At 70.5% G+C, this 23,766-nt stretch carries 25 protein-coding genes; 6 read left to right on the plus strand and 19 right to left on the minus strand.

Annotated elements, in window-relative coordinates; translation table 11 throughout:
- The first annotated feature begins 85 nt into the window (after positions 1–85).
- A complete protein-coding gene (locus tag ASE72_RS08760) occupies positions 86–526 on the plus strand; it encodes a flagellar assembly protein FliX (RefSeq protein ID WP_056019750.1) in 441 nt (146 codons plus the stop codon).
- An 11-nt stretch (positions 527–537) separates the two neighbouring features.
- Here the strand turns inward: ASE72_RS08760 and flhB are convergent, their stop codons facing one another.
- The 5 genes from flhB to flgC are packed head-to-tail and all read right to left on the minus strand — an operon-like array spanning position 538 to position 3,400.
- On the minus strand, positions 538–1,599 hold the full coding sequence (gene flhB / locus ASE72_RS08765; RefSeq protein WP_056019753.1) for a flagellar biosynthesis protein FlhB: 1,062 nt from the start codon (positions 1,597–1,599) through the stop codon (positions 538–540).
- Positions 1,600–1,602: 3 nt separating this feature from the next.
- Positions 1,603–2,379 carry a flagellar biosynthetic protein FliR gene (locus tag ASE72_RS08770; protein ID WP_056019756.1) on the minus strand — a complete coding sequence of 259 codons (777 nt, stop codon included), beginning with the start codon at positions 2,377–2,379 and terminating at the stop codon, positions 1,603–1,605.
- A 6-nt stretch (positions 2,380–2,385) separates the two neighbouring features.
- Positions 2,386–2,649 carry a flagellar biosynthetic protein FliQ gene (locus tag ASE72_RS08775; protein ID WP_056019759.1) on the minus strand — a complete coding sequence of 88 codons (264 nt, stop codon included), beginning with the start codon at positions 2,647–2,649 and terminating at the stop codon, positions 2,386–2,388.
- A 1-nt stretch (position 2,650) separates the two neighbouring features.
- Positions 2,651–2,983, minus strand: coding sequence for a flagellar hook-basal body complex protein FliE (locus ASE72_RS08780; RefSeq protein ID WP_056019762.1), 333 nt, complete (start codon positions 2,981–2,983; stop codon positions 2,651–2,653).
- 9 nt (positions 2,984–2,992) lie between these two features.
- Positions 2,993–3,400 (minus strand): flagellar basal body rod protein FlgC, encoded by a 408-nt coding sequence (gene flgC / locus ASE72_RS08785; RefSeq protein ID WP_056019765.1) that lies wholly within the window; start codon positions 3,398–3,400, stop codon positions 2,993–2,995.
- Positions 3,401–3,582: 182 nt separating this feature from the next.
- Here flgC and ASE72_RS08790 point away from each other — a divergent pair, with 182 nt between their 5' ends.
- Genes ASE72_RS08790 through fliP form a run of 3 tightly spaced genes read left to right on the plus strand, consistent with a single transcriptional unit; the run spans position 3,583 to position 4,857 of the window.
- Positions 3,583–3,819 (plus strand): FliM/FliN family flagellar motor switch protein, encoded by a 237-nt coding sequence (locus tag ASE72_RS08790; RefSeq protein ID WP_056019768.1) that lies wholly within the window; start codon positions 3,583–3,585, stop codon positions 3,817–3,819.
- Positions 3,819–4,139 (plus strand): flagellar biosynthetic protein FliO, encoded by a 321-nt coding sequence (locus ASE72_RS08795; protein ID WP_056019771.1) that lies wholly within the window; start codon positions 3,819–3,821, stop codon positions 4,137–4,139. Before ASE72_RS08790 ends, ASE72_RS08795 begins: the two co-directional genes overlap by 1 nt.
- The gene (gene fliP, locus ASE72_RS08800) at positions 4,132–4,857 is read left to right on the plus strand and encodes a flagellar type III secretion system pore protein FliP (protein ID WP_056019774.1); all 726 of its coding nucleotides are present in this window, start codon (positions 4,132–4,134) and stop codon (positions 4,855–4,857) included. Before ASE72_RS08795 ends, fliP begins: the two co-directional genes overlap by 8 nt.
- A gap of 49 nt (positions 4,858–4,906) precedes the next feature.
- Here the strand turns inward: fliP and ASE72_RS08805 are convergent, their stop codons facing one another.
- The 8 genes from ASE72_RS08805 to ASE72_RS08840 form a co-directional block, all read right to left on the minus strand.
- Positions 4,907–5,563, minus strand: a complete 657-nt coding sequence (locus tag ASE72_RS08805) for a flagellar hook assembly protein FlgD (protein WP_056019775.1) — start codon at positions 5,561–5,563, stop codon at positions 4,907–4,909.
- 11 nt (positions 5,564–5,574) lie between these two features.
- Complete coding sequence (locus ASE72_RS08810) at positions 5,575–7,017, minus strand: flagellar hook-length control protein FliK (protein ID WP_162235472.1); 1,443 nt, start codon at positions 7,015–7,017, stop codon at positions 5,575–5,577.
- A 60-nt stretch (positions 7,018–7,077) separates the two neighbouring features.
- Entirely contained in the window at positions 7,078–9,165 is a 2,088-nt protein-coding gene (gene flhA, locus ASE72_RS08815; protein ID WP_056019783.1) for a flagellar biosynthesis protein FlhA, read from the minus strand.
- Between the two features lie 25 nt (positions 9,166–9,190).
- Positions 9,191–10,534, minus strand: coding sequence for a sigma-54-dependent transcriptional regulator (locus ASE72_RS08820; protein ID WP_082445994.1), 1,344 nt, complete (start codon positions 10,532–10,534; stop codon positions 9,191–9,193).
- An 11-nt stretch (positions 10,535–10,545) separates the two neighbouring features.
- The gene (fliN, locus tag ASE72_RS08825; protein WP_235532305.1) at positions 10,546–10,980 is read right to left on the minus strand and encodes a flagellar motor switch protein FliN; all 435 of its coding nucleotides are present in this window, start codon (positions 10,978–10,980) and stop codon (positions 10,546–10,548) included.
- 11 nt (positions 10,981–10,991) lie between these two features.
- Positions 10,992–12,542 carry a flagellar basal-body MS-ring/collar protein FliF gene (gene fliF, locus ASE72_RS08830; RefSeq protein ID WP_200916261.1) on the minus strand — a complete coding sequence of 517 codons (1,551 nt, stop codon included), beginning with the start codon at positions 12,540–12,542 and terminating at the stop codon, positions 10,992–10,994.
- 178 nt (positions 12,543–12,720) lie between these two features.
- A complete protein-coding gene (locus ASE72_RS08835) occupies positions 12,721–13,368 on the minus strand; it encodes a hypothetical protein (protein ID WP_056019790.1) in 648 nt (215 codons plus the stop codon).
- 10 nt (positions 13,369–13,378) lie between these two features.
- The gene (locus ASE72_RS08840; RefSeq protein WP_056019792.1) at positions 13,379–14,413 is read right to left on the minus strand and encodes a flagellar motor switch protein FliG; all 1,035 of its coding nucleotides are present in this window, start codon (positions 14,411–14,413) and stop codon (positions 13,379–13,381) included.
- Between the two features lie 119 nt (positions 14,414–14,532).
- Between ASE72_RS08840 and ASE72_RS21045 the strand changes: the two genes are divergently transcribed.
- Both ASE72_RS21045 and ASE72_RS08850 read left to right on the plus strand, forming a co-directional pair.
- Complete coding sequence (locus ASE72_RS21045) at positions 14,533–17,358, plus strand: hypothetical protein (protein WP_056019794.1); 2,826 nt, start codon at positions 14,533–14,535, stop codon at positions 17,356–17,358.
- Between the two features lie 2 nt (positions 17,359–17,360).
- Positions 17,361–17,795, plus strand: coding sequence for a flagellar basal body protein (locus ASE72_RS08850; RefSeq protein ID WP_056019797.1), 435 nt, complete (start codon positions 17,361–17,363; stop codon positions 17,793–17,795).
- A 16-nt stretch (positions 17,796–17,811) separates the two neighbouring features.
- Here ASE72_RS08850 and ASE72_RS08855 read toward each other — a convergent pair whose 3' ends face one another.
- From ASE72_RS08855 to fliI, 6 genes are all read right to left on the minus strand, one after another.
- On the minus strand, positions 17,812–18,906 hold the full coding sequence (locus ASE72_RS08855; RefSeq protein ID WP_082445996.1) for a helix-turn-helix domain-containing protein: 1,095 nt from the start codon (positions 18,904–18,906) through the stop codon (positions 17,812–17,814).
- Positions 18,907–19,116: 210 nt separating this feature from the next.
- A complete protein-coding gene (locus tag ASE72_RS08860) occupies positions 19,117–19,728 on the minus strand; it encodes a hypothetical protein (protein ID WP_056019803.1) in 612 nt (203 codons plus the stop codon).
- A gap of 105 nt (positions 19,729–19,833) precedes the next feature.
- Positions 19,834–20,754: a hypothetical protein gene (locus ASE72_RS08865; protein ID WP_056019805.1), complete on the minus strand. Its 921-nt coding sequence runs from the start codon at positions 20,752–20,754 to the stop codon at positions 19,834–19,836.
- A 103-nt stretch (positions 20,755–20,857) separates the two neighbouring features.
- Positions 20,858–21,880, minus strand: a complete 1,023-nt coding sequence (locus ASE72_RS08870; protein WP_056019808.1) for a hypothetical protein — start codon at positions 21,878–21,880, stop codon at positions 20,858–20,860.
- Positions 21,877–22,320, minus strand: a complete 444-nt coding sequence (locus tag ASE72_RS08875; RefSeq protein ID WP_056019811.1) for a hypothetical protein — start codon at positions 22,318–22,320, stop codon at positions 21,877–21,879. The genes ASE72_RS08870 and ASE72_RS08875 overlap by 4 nt, the downstream gene beginning before the upstream one ends.
- Positions 22,317–23,753 carry a flagellar protein export ATPase FliI gene (fliI, locus tag ASE72_RS08880; protein WP_156350327.1) on the minus strand — a complete coding sequence of 479 codons (1,437 nt, stop codon included), beginning with the start codon at positions 23,751–23,753 and terminating at the stop codon, positions 22,317–22,319. Before fliI ends, ASE72_RS08875 begins: the two co-directional genes overlap by 4 nt.
- Positions 23,754–23,766 lie beyond the last annotated feature (13 nt).

The following is a 23,766-nucleotide window of genomic DNA, read 5'->3' on the forward strand; positions in this document are numbered from 1 at the left end:
AGCATGCAGGCGGACCTCGCGAAGGTTTGAACTCTCCCTGCCTTATAGGATAGGCTCACCGGATACGGGTCGGGCGGGGCATGAAATGAGGATCGACACGCTGCCAGCCTTGCTACGCGCCGCGTTGCAGGCGAACCTCGCGCTCCCCGTCGCCGGGGCGGGCACGGATGCGCGCCGTTTCGACGTGGGAGCGACGGGCGACGGCGCGGCGGAGGCGGGCGCGCGGCCCGTCGCGTCGATCGCGCAGCCCGCGACCTCGGTGCAGATGCTGGTCGCGCTCGCGGCGATCGATCCCGCGGTCGAGCGGCGGCGCAAGCAGGCGGTCGAGGCGGAGCGCGGGCTGACGTTGCTCGACCGGCTCGACCGCGAGGTCGCGGCCGGTGCGCCGCCCGCAGAGGCGCTCGAGGCGCTTGCCGACTGGACGCGCGGTTTCACGCTGCCCGACGATCCGCAGCTGGCCGAGATCGCCCGCGCGGTCGACCTGCGCGTTCGCGTCGAGCTCGCGCGGCACGACCTGATCGCCTGATCGCCTGACCGCTATGATCGCGCCTTGGCGATCCGCATGACATAGCCGATGATCTCCGCGACCGCGGCGTAATGTTCGGCGGGGATCGGGTGTTCGATCTCGACCGCGGCATAGAGCGCGCGCGCGAGCGGGCGGTTCTCGACGATCGGCACGCCGGCCTTGGTCGCGATCTCGCGGATGCGCAGCGCGACCGCATCGACGCCCTTGGCGACGACGACCGGCGCGCCCATCCGGCCGTGGTCATAGCTCAGCGCGATCGCATAATGCGTGGGGTTGGTGATGATCACGCTTGCGGTCGGCACCGCGCTCATCATCCGGCGCCGCGCGCGCTGCATCGCGATCTGGCGGATCTTCGCCTTGATCTTCGGATCGCCCTCGCTGTCCTTATACTCGTCCTTGAGCTCCTGCAGCGACATCTTGAGCTTGTTGAACCAGCTGCGGCGCTGATAGATCAGGTCGAACAGCGCCAGCGCGATGACGGGGATCGCGACGCTCTTGACGAGGATCACGACCAGCCCGCCGGCGACGGTGCCGAGCTCGGCCGGATCGATCCCGACCAGCGTATCGAGCGCGGCGGCGTGCGGCCGCAGCACCGCGACGGCGATCGCCACGATTACCGCAAGTTTGGCGAGCGTCTTGGCGAATTCGATCAGCGCGCGCGTGCCGAATATCCGTTTGGCGCCCGATATCGGGGAGATCTTGGCGAATTTGGGGGCGACGCGCGACCAGGACAGGCTCAGGCGTCCCTGAGCCAGACCGCCGAGCAGCGCGAACGCGACCAGCACCGCGAACAGGGGCGCGAACACCACCACGAGCTGCGCGAGCAGCCCGGTCGCGAGTCCTTGCGCGCCGTGCGGATCGATGCGGAAATCGTCCGCGCGACCCCAGAGCCGGACGAGCATCGTCGCGAGCCGCGCAAAGCTGTGCACGCCGATCCCGCCGAGCACGAGCAGCAGCGCGGCGAAGATCGCCGCATGGCGCATCTCGGGCGCGCTCGGCGTATCGCCCTTCCTGCGCGCGTCGGCGAGCCGCTTTTCGGTCGGGTCATGCGTCTTCTGGTCCTTGTCGGCCATCGCTCACCCCCAGCCCGTGTGGATCCACTGCGCCATCGCGCCGGCGAACCCCGTCAGCATCGCGCCGATGAGCGTCGTGAACACCGCGAGCCCGAACAGCAGGTTGATCGGTTGCGCGACGAAGAAGACCTGGATCGCGGGCGCGAGGCGCGCGGCAAGCCCCAGCGCGACGTTGAAGACGATCCCGTAGACGATCATCGGCGCGGCCAGGGCCACCGCGAGCGTCAGCGACCGGCCCGCGGTCGCCACCGCCAGCGCGGCGAAATCGCCGACGCGCGGCATCCCGCCGATCGGGAAGGTCACGTAGGATCGCACCAGCGCACCGATCCACAGATGATGCACGAGCAACGCCATGCACACGACGCTGGCGGCGACGCCGACCAGCTTCGACAGGACGCTGGCCTGCCCACCCTGCGCGGCGTCGGCGACGATCGCCGAGGTCAGGCCGATCTGCAGGCTGACGATCGAACCCGCGGTGGCCATCGCCATGAACATGATCCGGACGAGCGCGCCGAGCCCCAGCCCGGTGGCGAGCTCGAGGACGACGAGGCCGAGGATGCTCGCGGGACCGCTGCCGGGGAGGGCCTGCGTGGCACGTGCCACGGGCAGCGCCGCGGGCGACAGCAGGCCCCAGAGCCCCAAAGTCATCCCGAACGCGATCATCAGCCGGATCCGTCCGGGGATCGCGTCTTCGGAAAACACCGGCAACAGCATCAGCACAGCCCCGATGCGCGCGAACAGCAGCAGGAACGCGGTCGCCTCGACGGGAAGCGCGTCCACGTGCGATCAGCCCGCGACGATGCGATCGGCGACGACCGCGGTGAAGTTCGCGAGCGCATGGCCGATCATCGGCAGCGTCACCAACAGGGCGATTCCCGCCGCGACGAGCTTGGGGACGAACGTCAGCGTCTGTTCCTGGATCTGCGTCAGCGCCTGGAACAGGCTGACCGCGACGCCGACGATCATCGACACGAGCAGCAGCGGACCGCAGATCGTCAGCAGCAGCATCATGCCCGCACGGGCGATGTCGATCGCGGCCGCGGGGGTCATGTCAGATCTGCAGCCGCATGATGTCGGTATAGGCGCTGACCATCCGGTCGCGGACCGCGACGACGGTGTCGAGCGCGGTTTCGGCCGCCCCCATCGCGGTCACGACATCGATCAGGTCGCCCTTGCCAGCGACCTGCCTGGCGCTCGCCGTCTCGGCGGTGCGCAGCGCACCCGCGGCATCGCCGACAAGCTGTTCGACCATGCCGCCGAACCCGTCGCCGGGCTGCGTTCTGCCCGTGGCGCCCGTCTTGCCGAGCCCGCCCGGCGCCGTGTCCGCGCCGACACCCAGCGCGCGACCATAAGCGGTCATCGCGTCCAATGCTCCGATAGACATCGCGTTTCCTTATTTCAGCAGGTCGATGGTGCGCATCGTCAGCCCCTTGGCGGCCTCGATCGCGTTGAGATTGGCCTCGTACGAGCGTTGTGCCGCCTTCATGTCGGCGGCCTCGACGAGCGTGTTCACATTGGGGGTCAGTACATAGCCCGTCGCGTCGGCGGCCGGGTTGCCCGGCTGGTAGCTGCGCGTGAAGGCGGTCTTGTCGGTGTCGATCGTCTGGACCTTGACCCCCGTCGCGCCGGTGACGCGGTCGACCGCGGTGCGGAAGCTCGCGACCTTGCGCCGATAGGGATCGCCGCCCGCGGTCGCCGCGACCGAATCCGCATTGGCGAGATTCTCCGCGATCACCCGCATCCGCATCGCCTGCGCCTTCAGCCCCGATGCGGACACCCGCAACGACGTATCGAGATCCATGCTCATCATTCCCTGGGGCAAGGCCGGCTCGGGCGCGGCGTCTGCGTTCGGTGTCATCATAGGCAGAACTTGCCGCCCCCGGTCGCCACCCGGCATTTTCTTCCGGGTCGGGCAAACGGGAAACCCGGTCGGCACCGCACCCGGCAATATTTTCCTATCATGGGGGCAGGAGGAGCCACCCCATGTCCGTGCTCGAAGATATCCAGATCGAGATCTCGATCGTGCTGGGATCCGCCAATGTGCCGATCCGCCAGATCCTGAACATGAGCCGCGGTGCGATGATCCCGCTCGATTGCGGGCATGACGAGCCGACGCAGGTCTTCGTCAACGGCAAGGCGGTCGCCAAGGGCAAGATCTACGTCAACGAGGACATGATGTCGCTCGAGGTGACCGAAGTCCTGCGGAGCGGGCGCGCGTGATGGACATCGTCGCGATGCTGCGCACGCTGGGCGGGCTGGGGGTCGTTCTCGGGTTGCTCGCGGGCGCGTTGTGGGCGGTGCGTCGGTACGACGTCGCGCTGCCCGGCCGGATCGGGCGTGCGGCGTCCGACCGCCGCCTCGCGCTGGTCGAACGCATCCAGATCGACGCCAAGCGCTCGCTCGTTCTCGTGCGGCGCGACGGGTGCGAGCATCTGTTCGTCCTGCTGCCCGATCGCGTCGCGGTGCTCGAGACCGGCATCGTCCGCGAGGCCGCGACGCCGTTCGGGGCGATGCTCGAAACGGTGACGGCCGATGCGTAAGGTGCGGCTGGCCGCGCTCGGCCTTGTCCTCCTCTGCACGCCGAGCGCGGCACTCGCGCAGACGGCACTCCCGTCTCTCGGCGACGGACCGATGTCCGCGCGCGCGATCCAGCTGGTGCTGATGCTCACCGTGCTCAGCCTTGCGCCGGGCATATTGATGACGGTGACGTCGTTCACGCGGATCGTCGTCGCGCTGTCGCTGTTGCGCAGCGGGCTCGGCGCGCAGGGCGTGCCGCCCAACCCCGTGATCATCAGCCTCGCGCTGTTCCTGTCGATGTTCGTGATGGCGCCGACCTTCGAGACCGCGTGGGAACAGGGCGTAAAGCCCTACACCGCGGGCAGGATCGCCGAGCCGCAGGCGTTCGCGCGGACCGCCGAGCCGTTCCGCGTCTTCATGCTCGGGCAGGTCCGCGACGACGATCTCGCGTTGTTCCGCCGGCTGGGCAAGACCGCCCCGGGCCCGCGCGCGCAGACCGCGCTCTCGACGCTGGTCCCCGCGTTCATGATCTCCGAACTGCGCCGCGCGTTCGAGATCGGCTTCCTGCTTCTGCTGCCGTTTCTCGTCATCGATCTGGCGGTCGCGGCGGTGTTGATGGCGATGGGGATGATGATGCTGCCGCCGCCGACGATATCGCTGCCGATGAAGATCATCTTCTTCGTGCTGGTCGATGGCTGGGCGCTGGTCTGCGGCTCGCTGGTGCGCAGTTTCGCGGGGTAGCGGCGCGCGAGCGCCCCGCCGTCCCGCCCGTCGTTAACCCCGCCCGCTTTTACCCGGCGGCGTGGAGCTTGGTGAGCAGCCCGATCGGGATCTGCGCACCGTTGACGCCAAGCGTCAGATTGCCGTTCGCCGCAACGACTTCGCTGATCGTGCCGCTCGTCGTGACCGACACGGGGACGCTTGCGCCGCTCGCATCGACTCCCGCGATCGACAGCGAATAGGGGCCGTCGGGCGCGGTCGATCCGCCTGCCGACGCGCCGTTCCACGACAGCGTCCCGCTGGTCGCGGGGTCGAGCGCCATCGTCGCGACGGTCTTGCCCGATCCATCGGTGATCGTCGCGGTGAGCGACGAGACGGGGCGTGCGGCACTGTACGTCCAGTTCGCACCCGTCTCCGCGGTCAGCCCGGCGACGGCGGTATCGAACTGTCCGACCTGGCCGATGAACCCCGATGCCTGCGCCATGTTCTGCGTCGTCAGCTGCGCGAGGATCTCGTTGAGCTTGCTGGTCTGCTGGATCGTCTGCTCGACCTGCGAGAATTGCGCGAGCTGCGCTGTGTATTCGGTCGAATCCATCGGCTTGAGCGGATCCTGGTTCTGCATCTGCGTCGTCAGCAGTTTCAGGAACATGCTGTAATCGGCAGAGGCGCCGCCCAGCGTCGGCCGGGTGGCGGCCGCGCCGAGCGCGGATGTCGGTGAAAGGCTCATGATCGGGGTCCTCAGGCGGTGAGATCGACGCGCCCGCTGGTCCGCAGCGGGCGATAGATCGGGGTTTCGGCAAAGACGGGATACTCGCCGTCCGCGTGACGCTGGCGCGACGACGGCGGCGGCGACGCCGTGTGGCGCGGATCGCCGCCATGGTGACGCTGGCCCGGATCGTTGCCGCCGGACGTCCGCGTGTCGAACCGCAGGCTCTGGCCATCGGCGCGGACTCCCGCATCGGCCAGCGCGCGGCCGAGATCGCCCGCGTCGCGTCGCAGCATCTCGAGTGCCGCCGACGTGTCCGCGCTGACGACCGCGCGCAAAGTCCCCGCGTCGTCGAACGCCAGCCGCACCTCGATCCGCCCCATGTCCTTCGGATCGAGCCGGACGGTGATCGTCTCGGGCTGACCCGCCACCGCATGCCGCGCGATCGCGACGCCCATCTCGGTGCCGATCCGGCCGGGCTGCGCGGCGACACGCGTCGCGACCTCGCGCGTCGCGCCGGGGGGGGATTCCTGCAGATGCGCGCCGACGGCGTCGCCGAATCCGGGCGTATCGTGCCGCGCCAGGGTATCGGATGACGGTGTGACGACGCCGGCATCGCCCGCCGGTCGATCGACGAGCGCCACCGGCGCGCGACCAGGGGCGTTTGGCGTACGCGTTTCAGCGGGAGCATCTCCGGTACGGGCTGCTCCGGTGCCACTCGCCGCGGTCTGCGGCGGTTGCGACGGCGTCGACGGCAGCAAGGGGAGGTCTTGCTGGGTCACACTATCCGTCGCGGGTCGCTCCGCAGCTACCGGGCGCCGGGGTGACGTGGCGCCGGCGCGACCCGGTCGGGGCGGCGCCTCGACGCGCACCCCCTGCACGGGGTTGGGATCCCCGGCCGTTGCAGCGACGACGTCGGGCGTCGTCGGTGGGGTGGGCGGCTGCGCGGGTGCCGCGGCAGTCGGGGGCGATGCAGCGGGCGCGGTCTCGGCGTGACGGCTTTCCGTCTGCGGCGACACGCGTTTGGCGGCGAGCGGCACGCGCGGCGGCGGATCGCGCTCCGCCATCTCGCGCAGAGCCTCCGGGGACGCATCGCTTTCAGCGCTGGACGCGTCCGTGCCATCGGGTGCGCCGCCCGGTGTGCCAGGCTCGGGTGCCGCTATCGGGGGGGCAGCGTCCGCCACGCTGATCGTGGCGCCGTTCAGGCCAGGCGCGGTGGAGGCGGGCTCGCCGAGCGGCGGGGCAGGCGCCGCAGACAGGTGGACGACGGCAAGCAGCGGGGTTGGGAGATCGGCATAGCCTGAACCAGAAGGGCGTATCGGCTCAGGACTGAGCAAGTCATTCTGGTTGCTCGCAAGTCCGTCGCCGCGAACCAGCTCGAGCGCCCCGGCGAACGCCGCGGTCGAGGGCGCCGCCGCCACACCGAGCGGCAGCGGCGCGCCCGGCATTGGCGGCGTGGGATATGAGGCGATCACCGGCATCGAGGTCCTTCCGACCCATTACGGGCCATCACCGCATTATAGGGCGAACGCGGGTCACCCGATCGTGCCGAGCGACCGAATTCGTGCGCGCGCATGGATTTCGGTCTGCGACAGCACGACGGTCGCGGGCCGGACGCGCTCGATGATCGAGCGGACGAACGGCCGGATCGCGGGCGTCGTGAGCAGGCACGGGATCTCGCCCTCCCCCGCGAGCCGGTCGAGCGTTTCGCGGATCGCGGTCAGGAACGCCTGCAGGCTGGACGGCGCCATCACGAGCTGCCGGTCATCGCCCTGCCCGACGATACTCTCCGCGAACGCCGCATCCCACGCGCCCGACAGCGTCACGATCGGGATCGCCCCGTCGCGCGACTGCTGCGCCGAGATCTGCCGCGCGAGCCGGCTGCGGACATGCTCGGTCATCTGCGTCAGGTTCGACGTCAGCGGCGCCGCCTCCGCGATCCCCTCGAGGATCGTCGGCACGTCGCGGATCGAGATCCCCTCCGACAGCAGGTTCTGGAGGATACGCTGGACGCCCGAGATCGAGATCCGGCTCGGGACGATGTCCGCGACGAGGCTCTTCGACTCGGCATGCACCTCGTTCAACAGCTTCTGCGTCTCGGTATAGCTGAGCAGGTCGGCGATATTGTCCTTCACCAGTTCGGTGAGATGTGTCGTGATGATCGTGCCGCAATCGACCACGGTCAGTCCGCGCAGGCCCGCCTCGTCGCGCAATTCGCGGTCGATCCACAGCGCGGGCAGATCGAACACCGGCTCGCGCGTCGCCTCGCCCGGCAGCGACAGCGCACCGCCGCCGGGGTTGATCACGAGCAGGCGGTCGAGCCGGATGTCGCCGCGCGCGGCCTCCGTCTCCTTGATATACACCGCATATTCATTGGGTTTGAGCGCCATGTTGTCGATGATCCGCACCGCTGGCAGCACGAAGCCATAGTCCGCGGCCATCTGCCGGCGCAGCGCGCGGACCTGGTCGTCGAGCCGTGGCTCGCGCTGCGCGTCGTTGATGATCGGCAGCAGCCCGTACCCGATCTCGATCCGGACCGCGTCGATCGCGAGCGTCCGCGAAATCGGCTCCTCGACGGTCGCGGCCTCGGCCTCGGCGCTGGCCTCGGCCTGCTGGCGCAGCCGCTGCACCGCCTCGGCCTTGCGCGACAGCGACCATGCCGCCCAGCCGCTGAGCCCCGCGAAGATCGCGAACGGCACGAACGGCACGAACGGCAGGCCCGGCAGCAGCGCGAGCGATCCCATCAGGAACGCGACCATCCCGAATGCCTTGGGGAAGCGGCCGAGCTGATCGCCGAGCGCTGCGCCGGTCTTGCCCGCAACGCCGCCCTTCGACACGAGCAGCCCGGCGGCGATCGACACGATCAGCGCGGGGATCTGGCTGACCAGACCATCGCCGACGGTCAGCAGCGTGTAGCTGTGGAACGCCTCGCCGAACGGAACGCCGTGCACGCCGACGCCGATCACCAGCCCGACCAGCACGTTGATCGCGGTTATGAGCAGCGCGGCGACGGCATCGCCCTTCACGAACTTCGACGCGCCATCCATCGCGCCGTAAAACCCGCTCTCCGCCTCGACCTCGCCGCGGCGCTCGCGCGCCTGGGTTTCGTCGATCGTGCCCGCGTTCAGATCGGCGTCGATCGCCATCTGCTTGCCGGGCATCGAATCGAGGCTGAACCGCGCCGCGACCTCGGCGATCCGGCCCGCGCCCTTGGTGATGACGACGAAGTTAATGACGATGAGGATCGCGAAGATCGTCAGGCCGATGATGGTGTCGCCGCCGATCAGCAGGTCGCCGAACGCCGCGATGACGCCGCCCGCCGCGTCGGGACCCTCGTGGCCGTGCGCGAGGATCAGCCGCGTCGAGGCGAGGTTGAGCCCGAGCCGCAGCATCGTCGCGATCAGCAGGATCGTCGGAAACGCCGACAGCTGGAGCGGTTTCTCGATGAACAGCGCGGTCATCAGGATCATCACCGACAGCGTGATCGACAGCGCGAGCCCCATGTCGAGCATCCAGCCGGGCATCGGCAGGATCAGCATGCCGATGATCGCGACGACCCCGACCGCGAGCGCCATGTCGCGGTTCGCGCCGATCCGTTGCATCAGGCTGGCGATCGACGTCATGCGGCGGTCCTCGAGGGGCGTTGGGTCACAGCGGCGGGGCGACGGCGATGCCCGCCTCGATGAAGCTCTTCAGCTTGTTGCGCATCGTCCGCACCGAGATGCCGAGGATCCCCGATGCCGAGGTGCGGTTGCCGTGGCACCGCTCGAGCGTGCGCAGGATCAGCGCGCGCTCGACCTCCTCGACGGTGCGCCCGACGAGATTCGCGACCTCGACATTGGCGACCGTCGTCAGGCGTTCGCCGTTGGCAAGGACCAGATCGGCGGGCGCGATCGGCGCACCGTGCGACAGGACCAGCGCGCGCCGGACGACGTCGGCGAGCTCGTCGACATTGCCGGGCCAGCTGTACCGGTCGAGCATGGCGAGCGCGTCGGAATCGAGGCTGCCGGCGGGGTTGAACTGGCGCGCGAGATGCGCGGCGAGCAGCGCCGCGTCGCCGGGCCGTTCGCGCAGCGGCGGCATCTCCACCACCGCGTTTGCCAGCTGCGCGTAGAGGTCCCGGTCGAACGTCCCCGCCGCGACGCGGTCGGGCAGGTCGTGCGCCCCCGTCGCGACGGTCGCGACGTCGGGCATCGCGCGCAACCGCGTGGCGAGCCGCGACTGCAACGGGAGCGCGAGCCGGTCGACGTTGCGGAGCAGCAGCGTACCGCCGCGCGCCTGTTCGATGCGGCCGATCCGCCGTGTCTCGACGCCATCGATCGCGCCGGCCGGATAGCCGAACAGTTCCGCATCGAGCAGTTCGGCGGTCGCATCGGCACAACCGACGCTTAGCAGCGGACGGTACGGCGAACACGCCGCGCACGACGCGCGCGCGACATGCGCCTTGCCGCTGCCATGCTCGCCGAGCACGAGCAGCGCGGTGGGCGTGCCGGCGACCGCGGCGATCGCGGCGGCCGCGCGCAGGAACCCGGGTGCCCTGCCGACGACGCTGCCATCGGGGGCGGCGGCGGCGATCGTCAGCGCGGCGGCGATCAGGTCGCGTTGCGGGGGCATCGGCAGATAGTCGCACGCGCCCGCGCGGATCGCCGCGACCGCACGCTCGGCAGGCGCATCGATCCCGCACGCCAGCACCGGCACCGCGAACCGCTCGCGCCGCAACCGCGCGAGGAAGGTCGCGACATCGGTATCGACGTCGATCATCACCAGCGTGCAATAGCTCGTGCGCAGTGCGGCCAGACCGCGGTCGGGCGTGTCCGCCATCGCCACGTCGGCACCCGCCTCGCGCGCCATCGCCGCGGCGATCCGCATCTCGGTGCCGGGCGCGCCGATCATTAGCAGGCCGCCGCCGTTGGCGACCGCGCCGGGCTGTGGTGGGAGGCCGGGGGCGGGCGAAGGCCGGGCCGCGTCCGCCCGCTCGGGGTAGGTCGTCATCGTCACCGCGATCAACGATCCTGCCGGACGATTTCGGTCAGCGTGATGCCGAGCATGTCGTCGATCAGCACGACTTCGCCGCGCGCGATCAGGCGATCGTTGACGAAGATGTCGACGGGTTCGCCGACCTTGCGGTCGAGCTCGATCACCATCCCGACCTTAAGCCCAAGCAGCTCGCCGATCGGGATCCGCGACCGGCCGAGCACCGCCTGGACCTTGACCGGGACGTCATAGACCGCGTGCAGATCGGGCTCGTCACTGGTCCCCGACCCAGGCTGCGTCCCCGGAAGCGGCCCCGCTGCGGCGGGATTCACGACCGAACGGCCCGGCGCGATATCCTCGAGCTCGTCGAGAAACGCGACGGGATCGGCCTCCCGGTCGGGCATCGTCGCGGCGCCGGTATCGGGCCCCTGCAAATCCATGTCGAAGTCGGTCGTGGCGGTCATGCGCGGCTCCATCATGCGTTCATCCACTGGCGGATCACCGAGGCGGATTCGGGGGTCGAGGTGGCGACGGTCTCGCCGACGCGTTGCAGGATCGACAGCTTCACGCGGCCATCGACCTGATCGAGCGCGACCTCCTGGTCGATTGCGGGCTGGTGGTCGGCCGCCGCGCCACCGGCCGCGACCGGTTCGCCATCGGGGCCGGTCAGCGCGGCAGGCTGCGTGCCCTGCGATCGCAGCAGGATATCCGCCTTGGCATCGGCGGGATCACTGGTGCCGGGCCTGGCCTTGAGCATCCGCAGCGCGATCAGTCCGACACCCGCGATCAGCAGCAGCTTGGCGAAGTCGGCGACGCGGTCGAGCGGCAGCATGTCGAGCCAGCCTCCCTCCTTGTCGGCGAGCGCGTCTTCGCCCGCGAACGCCATGCTCTCGATCACCACGCTGTCGCCGCGCGCGGTATCCGCGCCGACCGCATTCTCGACCAGCCGCGTCAGCCGCTGGATCTGCGGCGCGGGCAGGCCCTTCGCGCCGCCGTCGATCATCACCGCGACGCTCAGTCGCTTGATCCGTCCGGGCGCGCGCAGCACGACGCTGTGCGTCTTGCTGTTGTCGTAGGTCGTGTCCTCCGACGTCTCGTCATGCGCCTCCTGGCGACCGCCGCCCGTTCCTGCCGCCGGCGGCGCGCCTTGCGCCTCGGGGAGCTGCTGGCCGACGCTGGACAGCTGCGCGGCGGGGTTCGTCTCGGCGTTCTGGTCCTTGCCGTTGACCGTCACCTGATGCGCGATGACCTGTTTGTCGGGATCGAAAACGTCCGATTCCTCGCGCGTCTGGTCGCGCTCGATGTCGGCGGACACTTCGGCGCGCACCTTGCCGTCGCCGACGATCGGCTTGAGCAGCGCCTCGATCTCGTCGCGCAGCTTGGCCTCGACCTGCGCCTGGCGTTCGTCCGCCGCGCCCGATCCCATCACCCCCGCCTCGCCGGCCCGCGCGAGCAGCGCGCCGGTCTGATCGACGACCGATATCGCCTCCGGGGTTAGTTCGGGTACCGACGAGGCAACCAGATAGCGGATCGACTGGACCGCCTCGGCGGACAGGCGGCCGCGCGTCTTGACCGTGACCGCGGCGCTCGCCTTGCTCGTCTCGGTCGCGAACATCGCGCGCTCGGGCATGACGATGTGGACGCGTGCGCGCGTGACGTTCTGGAGCGTTTCGATCGAGCGTGCGAGTTCGCCCTCGATCGCGCGCGTCTCGTTCATCCTGGCGCGGCTCGCGGAGACGCCGAACGGCTCCTCCGCGTCGAGCACGTCATAGCCGATCTTCCCGCCGAGCTTTTCGCCCGCCATGCTCATCCGCAGCTCGGCGAGCCGGTCTTCGGGCGCCAGCACCGCGGAGCCATCTGCGGACAGTTCGAACGGTACGGCCTGCGCCTTCAGCTTGTCGGCCATGGCCTGCGCCGCGGCGGGGTCGAGATCGGTGTAGAGGAACGCCATCCGGCTTTCGCCGCCACGCAGCGCGACGAACGCGAGCGCGGCGAGCATGGCGAGGGCGACGCCGCCCATCATCATCAATCGCTGGCGCCCCAATTGTGCCAGTCCGGCGCGTAGCTGATCCAACAGATCCCCCAATCGAACGCCTGTGGTCCGTGCTGTCATTATAGGCGGCGGGCGGGGCGGCCGTTTTTGCCGGGCGGAAAACTTTGCCTACCGACCCGGGGCCCGACCAGGGGGGCAACCAGCGGGGCGATCAGCCGGGCAGCGCGAGCGCGAGCGCGGCGCGGACCGCCTCGCTGCGCTGGGCTGCGTCGAGCAGGACGCCGCCGCGGTCCCAGTGGATGTGACTGTCGCCGACCGGCAGCGTCGCGTCGCCCGTCACGCCGATCGCAAGCCGGCGGCGGTCGCCCGCCTGGCGGACCGCGACGAGCCGCTCGACCTCGTCGACCAGCTCGGGATGCACGCGGACCTCGATCTCCTGCCCGCGCGCGACCTGCCGCAGCACGCGGCCAATCGCGTCGTCGATCGCAAGCGTCGCCGGGGTTCGCGCGGCCAGCAGCTCGGCCGCGACTTCGACCAGCACGACCGCCTCGCGCGTGGTCGCGTCCGCGATCGCCTCGAGCCGTGAATCGACATCCTCGATCGTCGCGTGCAGCGCATCGATCGCGGCGAGCATCGCGGCTTGCCGGTCGGCACGGGCGGCGGCGAGCCCGGCCGCGAACCCCGCGTCGCGCGCCGCGCCGAGCGCTGCGTCGCGCGCGACATCGGCGAGCGCGGCTTCGGCCTCGAGCACGGCGATGTGCGCCCGCAGCGCGGCGGGATCATCGGAATCGCGCGCGGTCTCGACGGCGGGGAAGATCCGGTCGAACGCGAACGGGCGGATATGGAAGGCGGCATCCATCGGTCTTGCCTCAGACGATCATCGTGTCGTCGCTCTTGGGATCGACGAGCATGATCTCGCCGCGATCCGCCAGCGACTTGGCAAGCCGCACCAAAGCCGCCTGCGCCGCATCGCAATCGCGCGCGCGCACCGGGCCCATCGCCGCCATGTCCTCGCGCATCAGCTTGGCGGAGCGTTCGGTCATCGTGCTGAGGAACAGCGTGCGGATCGTCTCGGGCGCGCCCTTCAGCGCCAGCGCCATCTCGCGCTTGTCCGCCTGTCGGACGATCGTGCCGATCGCGGCGGGCAACAGGCTGCCCAGATCCTCGAAGGTGAACATCAGCGCGCGGATCCGCTCGGCTGAATCGGGTGCGGTCTCGTCGAGCGCGGACAGCATCGCCTCCTCGGTCGAGCGATCCATCGCGTTGAAGACCTCGGCCATCGCCTCGTGCGGGTCGCGTCGCTGGGCACGCGACAGGTTGTTCATGAACTCGTTGCGCAGCGTCTGCTCGACCTGGAGCAGCACCTCCTTCTGCACCGTCTCCATCCGCAGCATCCGCTGGACGACGTCGATCGCGACGTCCTTGGGCAGTTCGCCCAGCACGCGTGCGGCATGGTCCGATTTCAGCTTGGACAGGATGACCGCGACGGTCTGCGGATATTCGTTGCGCAGATAGGCGGCGAGCACGGCTTCGCTGACGTTCGACAGCTTGTCCCACATCGTCCGCCCCGCGGGCCCGCGAATATCCTCCATGATCTCGCGCACGCGGTCGTTGGGCAGGATCCCCGTCAGCAGTCGCTCGGTCGTCTCGAACGACCCGTGCAGCCGGTTCATGCTGCCGACCTCGCCCGAAAACGCGACCAGCAGGTGTTCGGCGACGGACGCGGGCACGCGGCCGAGCTGCGCCATCGCCGAGGAGAGGTCCTTGATCTCCTCGACCGACAGATGCTCCCACATCGGCGCGCCGTGTTCCTTGCCCAGCACCAGCATCAGCGCGGCGGCGCGCTCGGGACCGGTATAGCGCTTCATCTCGATCGGCTCGGACGGCGGGACCATCATGTTCATCGAAAAAACTGCTCCTGCATCGGCGTTTACGCGCAGCTCCGACCGGATCCGGCACCGCGGCGATCATCCCCGTCCTATTATAGGAGGGGAGACGGCGTGACCGGGATGGAACGACAATAATGGCGGATCTGGCGAACGGGCTGATCGGTCTCGGCATGCTGACCGGGACCAACGCGGTGGCGGATTTCGCGGCGAGCGCCGCGACCGTCGAGACGCGCGCGCAACGCAAGGCCCGCGCGCAGTTCGTCACGCCGGCAACGACGCCGCCGTGGAAGGCCGCCGCGAAGACCCCGCCGGTGCAGAGCCAGGTCGCCGCGATCAAGGCGATGACGACGATCATCGATCGCAATGGCACGGGGACGAGCGGTCCGCTGCCCGAGGACGTCCAGACCAGTTTCACCACGTACAAGGCGCTCGACCGGCTGCGGCTGCTTGCCGAGACCGCGGCGAAAACGACCACGGGGAGCACCGAACGGACCGCGCTCCAGACCGCGTTCGCCAGGGGACTTGGCGACCTGCAGGCATATCTCGGTTCGGCGCCCTCCAGGCTGGTCGACCTCTCGTTCGGCGCGACCGCACGGCAGGCGCAGTCGATCGCGGTCGCGCCGCCATCGTCGCTCACCGCGACGACGATCACGGGCAAGGGCGTGGTCGACACGCGCACGTCGGTCATTCCCGGCGTCACGGGCGCGGAGACGTTGCGCATCGACCTGTCGACTGCGACCGCGGCCGACAGCCTGATCGTCGATCTCGGTGGCGAGACGACGCTCGACGGGATCGCCGACCGGATCAATACCGCGATCGCCGCGGTCCCGCGCCGGGATGCGGCGGGCGCGGTGATCGTCGCCGCCGACGGTGCCCCCGTGCCGCGCTGGGAGGTCAGGATCGTGCCCGCCAAGACGGGGGATCGCTGGGGCCTGTCGATCGAGCGCGGCGGGTTCGAGACGGTGGCGATCGACCAGCCCGGCGCCGGCGACGCGCTGATGATCGCGCGGGGTATTGGCGATGCAGGTGTGTCCGGTGCGGGCGTGTCTAGTGCAGGCGCGGGCCCCGGAGCCAGCGGCGCTGCGGGGGCAGGTGGCAGCCTCGCCTTCGGACGGATCGACGACCCGTCGGGGGCCATGACGCGGCGGAGTTTCGCAACGCTCGGCGCAGTCGATCGTCCCGCGACCGAGCGGCTGAAGATCGCCGCCGATACCGACAAGACCGGCAAGACCAAGGCGACCAGCTTGTCCGCCGCGATCGATGCCGCCGCGATGGTCACCGACGCACAGGGCTTCGGCTATGTCGTCGGCACGGTGGCGGGCGATATCGGCGCCAATCGAATCCGCGGCGCCACCGATCTGGCGCTGACCAAGCTCGACAGCGAGGGCGCGATCCTGTGGACGCGCACGCTGGGCGCGGCCGGCGATGCGCGCGGCGCGGCGGTGGCGCTGGCGCCGGACGGCAGCATCCTCGTCGCCGGCACCGTGACCGGCGGGTTCGACGGCGCGACGAGCGACGGCGACCTGCTCGTCGCGCGGTTCGATGCGCAGGGCGACGAGCAGTTTTCCAGCCTGATCCGCGCGCCGGGCCTGCAACGGGCATCGGCGGTCGCGGTGGCGGCGGACGGCGCGATCTTCGTCGGCGGGCGGACCGATGCCGCGGGCTCGGCCGCGACGATCGTGCATCTCGATTCCAGCGGTCGAACCGTCGGTCAGCGACGGTTCGACGGCGTGGACAGCAACAGTGCGGGCAGTGGGGACCGCGGCAGCGACGGCGTGCGAAGTCTCGCCGTCGCTGCCGACGGCACGCTGCTCGCGCTGACCAGCGAAGCCGGGCATGCGGTCGTCCGCAGGCTTGGCGCGGGGGGCGTCACGACCGATCTGGGTCGGCTCGACCTGGGCCGGGGCGATGCGCGTGCGCTCGCGGTCGCCGATGATGGCGCCATCGCGGTGGTCGGCGCGACCGATACCGCGCTTGGTGGCACGCAGGTCAACGCGCGGGGTACGGGCCGCGACGGCTTCGTCGCGCGCGTCGATGCCGCGCTTTCCGGCGCCGGCGTGACCTATCTCGCGACCGGTAGCGAGGATCAGGCGGACAGCGTGGCGTGGCTGGGCGGGGACATCCATGTCGGCGGCCGGACCGCGGGCGCAATGGGTGGCGCAAGGACCGGGACGGTCGACGCGTTCGTCGCGCGCGTCGACGGCGCGACGGGGGCGATCGACACCGTCGCGCAATTCGGGACCGCGGGGATAACCGCAAAGGCGGTGCAGGTCGCGGTCGCGAAGGGCGGCGACAGCATCCTCGGCGCGTTGGGGCTGCACCGCGGCACGGTCACGCCGACCGATTCGGCGGCGCTCGAGGCGCAGACCAGCCTGCGCGCGGGCGACATGTTCGCGATCCGCGTCAACGGCGGCGCGCCGGGCAGGATCGTGATCGCCGAGGGCGATACGATCACGACGCTCGCCGACCGCGTCCGCCATATCGTCGGCAGCCGCGTCGGCAGCGTCACGACGCCGTCGAGCAGCGCTGGCCGATCGCTGCGGATCGACATGAAGCCGGGCAACATGATCGAACTCGTCGCCGGGCCCGGCGGGCGGGATGCGTTGCCCGGACTCGGGCTCGAGGCGCGCCGGATCGCAGCGCCGTCCGCGACCGATCCCGGCGCCCCGCGCGTCACGCCCGGCGGCCGGTTCGGGCTCGACCTCAGCCGCACGCTGCGGATCGCGGACACGCGCGACGCGGCGGCGGCGCTGGCGCGCATCACGCAGGCGATCTCGTTCACCCAGTCCGCCTATCGATCGCTCTATTGGGACGATACCAAGGCGTTGCTCGCCGATACGCCCGCCCGGTCGGGGCAGAAGGGCGGATCGACCGCGATCGCGCGCGCACAGACCGCCAATTACCAGGCCGCGCTGACCCGGTTGTCGGGCACGTCCGCCACCAGCAGTTATGGATTCTGAGCATGCCGACCACCCCGGGCCCGTCGCTCCTCGCAGGCATCACGCGCGAGATGAAGCATCTCGCCGACCGCCAGCGCGTCATCGCGCAGAATATCGCGAACAGCGAAACCGCGGGGTACAAGGCGCGCGAGGTCACCACGCCCGATTTCGCCGACCTGCTCGCGCAGCACGGCGGCGCTGGCGGCCGGGCGCGGATCGCGCGGCCACAGGTCGCGATCACCAGCGGCATGGCAGCGCGCGGCGCACGTCCGATGCGGCATGGCGGCAATGTGGTGATCGACACCGACATCAGCGAGACCAAGCCCGACGGCAACAGCGTGACGCTCGAGGATCAGCTGCTCAAGATGGGCAAGGTCCAGGCGGATTTCGCGACGATGACCAACCTGTACCGCAAGCAGCAGGCGTTGCTGAAGACGGCGCTGTCGCGCGGCGGCTGAGACGTCGTCCGCGCGGTCAGGCGAAATAGGCCGCGACGACCGCGGCGACATCGCCCGGCGGCAGGGGGTCGAGTGCCACCTCATGCGCGGGATTGAGGCTGTATCCCTGCAGGAGGCCGCTGCGATCGACCGCGACCGAGAGCAGGCGGTACGATTCGATCCCTGCCTCGTCGGTCTCGCTGAGAAGCGCCAGCCCGCCGGGTTGCGGATGGCGATCGGGGTCGACGATGACCGTCGCCTGTCCGGGCAGCCCCCCGCCGAGCGTCGCCGCGCCGGTGCGGACCGCGAAGGCACGCGGCCCGGCAAGCGCGGGCGCCTCGACCGATCCGCACCGCGTCTTTGCGATCCTGCCCGCGCCGAGGGGCGCGCCATAGGCGGGAATCTGCCGCGGTGCTGCTGGCGCGTCCGGGCGATCGGGCAGCGCCGCCAGCGCAGCGGGGCGCACGTCCGCGAGTTCGGCCTCGAGCGCGGCGATGCGCTGTCGCGTACGCGCACGCCGCTGCGGCGCGCCGGGGATCGCCGCGAGAAACGGATCGAGCGCACCCTGCTCGTGCAGCGCGACGACATGCGCACGCAGTGCCGCCACATCCGGCGTGTCGAACAGCGCGCACAGCGCGGTCACGGTCTGCGGATTCCAGCGCGAGAGACCCTTCAGCGCGTTCTCGAGCCGCGACAGGATGACGGGGGGGATGCCGTAGCGCGCATCGAGCGTCGCCGCGGTCAGCGTCGCATCGGCGCTGCGCCGCGCACGGATCGCGGCGGCCAGCAACAGCGCGAACCGTGCCTCATGCTCGTCGTCGGAGGCCGCCCCTTCGGCGAACGGCGCAAACCACGCGTCCATGTCAAACGTCGGCGCATCGGTATCGATCAGCAGCGCGCGCGGGGCGATGCCAAGCGCGCCCGCGATCCGGACGATCTCGTCGGCGCGCGGATAGACCTCGCCGCGCTCGATCTTCGAAAGCCGGATATAGGATATCTGGGGGATGAGCGCTGCGAACTGGAGCAGCGCCAGCCTAGCGTGGCGGTGCCGCATCTCGCGCAGGCGGTTGGGAAAAACGATCTGGCGATAGCGATCGACCGCGATCTCTGCGCGCCGATCGGGGGGGGGCATCGACGCTTGCGTTCGCGCCGCGCTGTGATTGACCTCGACTTCGCCCACCCCGACCCTTTCCATATGGAAGGGCTGATCCTTTAGACGTCCCGGCGGCGCAATCAATCCGGCCGTTCGGGATACGCGCGGCGGCGCGCAGTGGTCGGGCGCGCAGTGGTCGGGCGCGTAGTGGTCGGGCGCCCAATGGTCGGGCGTCCAATGGTCGGGCGCCTAATGGTGGCTTGCGCCCCGCGCGTCCGCCGAGAGCAGCGCCCAGGGGCCGGTGGGCGCGAGCGGGAGGATCTGTGCCGCCCGCGCGGTCCGGTGCGATCGTCGCGCGTTCGACCCGTCCCCGTACAGCGACTCACCGCGTGCCGAGTCGCAGGGCGCTGAGCCGCCGGCCAGATCGAGCAGCCAGCTGCCGTCGTCGTCATGATGCGCCGGCGCGGTACCGCTCAGGCCGACGCCGACCCCGTCGGTAACGACGCAGAGATCGAGGCCGCGGTATTTCCCCTCGAGCTGGAACGGCCGGGTCGCGGTGAGCTGGTCGAACAGCGTGTCCGCGGCGATGCAAAGCGCGGTCATCGCGGGCGCGTAGGTCGGCGTATCCCAGAGCGACTGAGTCCGATCGGTCCGCAACCGCAGCATGTGATCCCAGAGCAGGACCGGCGCGCGCTCGCCCCAGCCATCGCTCGGCAAGGCGATCACGAGCAGCGCGCTGTCGCTGAGCTGGAGCAGCCCGCCCGCGATCGTCGCCAGGTCGCGCGCCGCGGCGAGACGGTCGGTGCCGAACCGCGTCGATATCTCGCGATCCGGCAGGGGAGGCTTTCGAACCGGTGACACCAGGGTACCTTTTTGGAGGGCTACCCTATTCTAGAAGGTTCCGCATCGCGGCGTGCGGCGAGGCGTCATTTAAACCGCCGCCGCCGGTTGCGGCTTGCCGCGCCGTCAGGCGGCAGCGCCGGTGTGGGCCGCATTGGTGCGGGTCGCGCCCCGCGCACGCTGCCACCGCGAGGTCAGCGCGTCCGACGCGCCGAAGCCGGGCATCGTCAGCGCCAGCTCGGCGATCGTACCCGCCGCGCGCTTGGCGAGCTGGCGCGCGCGTTCGCGACCCACCGCGTCGTCGTCGCCCGGCTGATAGCCGTCATGGTCATGGCCATCGGTTCCGCCAAGCCGCCGCTCGATCGCGTCGCGGTGTTCGACGATCTTCTGTTCGAGTGCGGCGAGTTCGGCGGGGTCGACCGGGTACAGCGTGGCGCGCAACCGCGGCTGGCCCGGCAGCGCGGCACGCTTTGGCTCGGCGGCGCGCGCGCGGCGCTGCAGCTGCTCGAGGCCAACGGTGCGCAGATGGTCGAGATAGCGGTCGATCAGCACCGTGCGCGTCTTGCCGGCGAGATAGGCGGACGCCGCCGACTCGGTGCGCTCGAGCGCGCCGTCGTCGATCAGCATCGCCTCAAGCCCCGCCTCGTCGCCGTCCTCGTTGCGGGCGAGCCCGCTCAGCGACACGGTGACGGCCGCGACCTTGCGCGCCGACGGACGCTGATCGGTCATCAGGCGAAAGCGCAGCCCTTGAAGCTCGCCGCGCAGCTGCCAGTTCACGAAGGTGGTGAACTGTGCCTTGGCCGGATCATAGGCCTGGATCGCGCGGTGCACGCCGATCGCGCAGCATTGTTCGGCATCGTCCCAGTGCGCGGTCAGGCCGTATTGGCGAATGAAATGGCGAATCCGCGGCGCGATCAGCTTGAGGATCTGCGCAAAGGCACGGTCGGCGTAAACGCGCTGCCGGTTGGTCTGGACGGCATCGGCGGCTGGTGTGTTGGCAAGAACGGTAGCGACGGCGTCTTCCAGAGCGGCGGTAATCTTCGACATGAACGTCCCCCAAAGAAAACCGGCGGCGTTGCTGCCCCTCCGGCCTCGTCTTTCTGGGCTTCGCGCTTTAATATCCTGTAACGTATCCTATACGCACTATTACCTATCCGATAGACTGGCGGGACGCGGTCGAGAAATCTTCGGGACGCACGCGGCGGTCGAGATAGACCAGCATCCAGTCGCGATGCGCCTCGGTGGCGTTGCCCGCCTGCGCAATCTTGCGGCTGCTCGCGGCGCTGCCGATCTGCGCGTCGAGCAACGTCTTGGCATGCGCGCCGGCGAGGCCGCCGTCGCGCACGAAGCGGATCGCGTCGCCAAGCCCGAGATGATGGCCGAGATAGGCGAGCCGCGCGACGCCGCGGGTATCGTCCGCGGTCACCCCCGCGCGCTTCAATCCGTCGAGATTGCGTCGTGCATAGTCGGCGACCCCGTTGATCGCGGCGGTTGGATCGTAGCGCAGCGCGAGCAGCGCGCCACGCGCATGCGCCTGGACGCGACCGCCCGCGAGCCAGCCCTGCGCCTCGGCCTGTCGGTTGAGCCAGGTCCCGGGCGTTTCGGCGAGCCCCTGCCACGTCCGGGTGAGGAACTGGCCAAGCCCTGCCGCGCTCGACCGCGGATTGCGCGAATAGGTTTGCCAGCTGCCATCCGACGCCTTGGCGGCCTCGGCATCGACGATCGCGGCGAGCGCGGCGGCGGGCAGCCCGGTGCGCGCTGCCGCGGCATCGACGCAGTCGCGATAGCGCGCATTCGCCCCGAAGCTGCACGGTGCGGCATCGACGATGGCGTCGCGCGTGTCGCCCTGCGCAGCGCTCATGCGCGACGACACCGCGCCGATGGGCGACGCGTGCGACGGCGCGCCAGGCAATTGGGCAGGCGGCGGGGCGGGGGAAGGCGCGGCGATCCCGTTCCGGGTGGCCTCGAGCGACAACAGGTTCATCAGCGCGGTGAGCTGGCTGTCGTGGTCGCGAAAGTCCGCGGTCGTCCCGCCACGTGCCGACGTGTCGGACGCTTCGGGCCCGAGCGCGGCCTTCCAGAGGCGATCCGACAGCTCGGCCTGCGCCGCGCCGTAGATCAGCGCTGCGCGCCGCTCCGGTGACAGCGCGGCCAGTGCGGAGGCGGGCGTCATGGCGCGGCGGTGGCGGCTACGCCCGCGCCGGCGCGTCGTCGCGCGGCGTGCCGGGCGCCGATGCGGTCGTCGAGCGCGCTCTGCTCGGCGGCATCGCGCGCGCGGTCTGCCGCCGCGCGAAACTCTGCGGCCGCGCCTTCGAGCGCGACCTGCGCGCCGTAATCCGCGACGGCCTTGCGACGCAGCGCCTCGAGCTGGACATGCGCGGCCGCCCGCGCGCCGACGAGCTGCTGATGCTGGTCGCGCGCGTGGACGAAGAAATGCTCGGTGGTCAGCCGGTGATCGCGCGACGCGAGTTCCGCCTCGCGCGTCAGCGACGTCTCGATCGCGATCCGCGCGTGCTCGATCCGCTCGAGCTCGGCGACGATCAGGCCGATCGCGGTGCGCACCGCGTCGAGCTTGCGTTCGGCGATCCGCAATGCGGCGTCATAGGGGGTCATGCTGGGCGCTCCGATAACGTGTGGGCCGATAGCGTGCCGGCCGATAGCGTGCGGGCAGGATCAGGGACGGCGTTTCCGGTCGCGCCCCCGCCTGCGTCTGCGGCTGCGTCTGCGGGTGCCGCGAGCAGCGCTTCGAGCGCGGCAAAGGATTCGCGCGCGCCGCCACGCGCCTGCTTGCCCTGCGTCAGCAGCGTCTCGATCGCGGGCGCGATGCGGATCGCGGTGTCGACATCCGCGCTGCTGCCCGCGGCATAGGCGCCGAGGCGGACCATCTCCTCCATGTCGCCATAGGTCGACAGGATCCGGCGTGCGGCGATCCGCAGCGCCTCGTCGGCGGGCGCGTGGCAGTGCGGCAGCGTGCGCGAGACCGATTTGAGGATGTCGATTGCCGGATAGCGGCCTCGCTCGGCGATCCGGCGCGTGATGACGACATGGCCGTCGAGGATGCCGCGGACCGCGTCGGCGACGGGCTCGTTGTGGTCGTCGCCATCGACGAGCACGGTGAACACCCCCGTGATCGATCCCTGGCCACGGTCGCCCGGCCCCGCGCGTTCGAGCAGCCGGGGAAGCTCGGCAAACACCGATGGCGTATAGCCCTTGGTCGCAGGCGGCTCGCCGCTCGCCAGCCCGATCTCGCGCTGCGCCATCGCGAAGCGCGTCACCGAATCCATCAGGCAGAGCACTTTGAGCCCCTGGTCGCGGAAATGTTCGGCGATCGCCAGCGTCGTCCATGCCGCCTGGCGGCGCATCAGCGCGGGCTCGTCCGACGTCGCGACGACGACGACGCTGCGCGCGAGCCCTGCCGCGCCGAGATCGTCCTCGACGAATTCCTGCACTTCGCGGCCGCGCTCGCCGATCAGCCCGATCACCGCCACGTCGCAATCGGTCCAGCGCGCGAGCATCGACAGCAGCACCGACTTGCCCACGCCCGACCCGGCGAACAGCCCGAGCCGCTGACCGTCGCAAAGCGGCACGAACAGGTCGAGCGCGCGCACGCCCGTCTCGAGCTTGTCCCCGACACGCGCGCGGCTCGCCGCGGCGGGCGGTGCGGCGCGGACCGCGCGCGGCATCATGCCTTGCGGCAGCGCGCCGAGCCCGTCGACGGGACGGCCGAGCCCATCGACCATCCGTCCCAGCCAGCTGCAATCGGGGTACAGCGCGACCTGTCCCGCGGCGAGGAACGCGCGGGTCCCGGTCGCGAGCCCCTGCGGATCGCTGAACGGCAGGCAATGCGCGATGCCGGAATCGAGCGCGGTCACCTCGGCGTCGAGCAGGCCCGTCGGCAGCGCCATGCTCAGCCGCGCGCCGATGCTTGCCGCACCCCCCAGTCCCGCGACCTCGATCAGCGTCCCGCGGACCGAGGTGACGATGCCGTAATGCCGTTCGAGCGGTACGTCGCGCAGCGCGGCGCGCGCGATCGCGAGCGGATGCACCGACGGATGCCCC

Origin of the sequence: Sphingomonas sp. Leaf20 (assembly GCF_001421535.1) — a bacterium.
In the GTDB taxonomy this organism is placed as follows: Bacteria; Pseudomonadota; Alphaproteobacteria; order Sphingomonadales; family Sphingomonadaceae; genus Sphingomonas.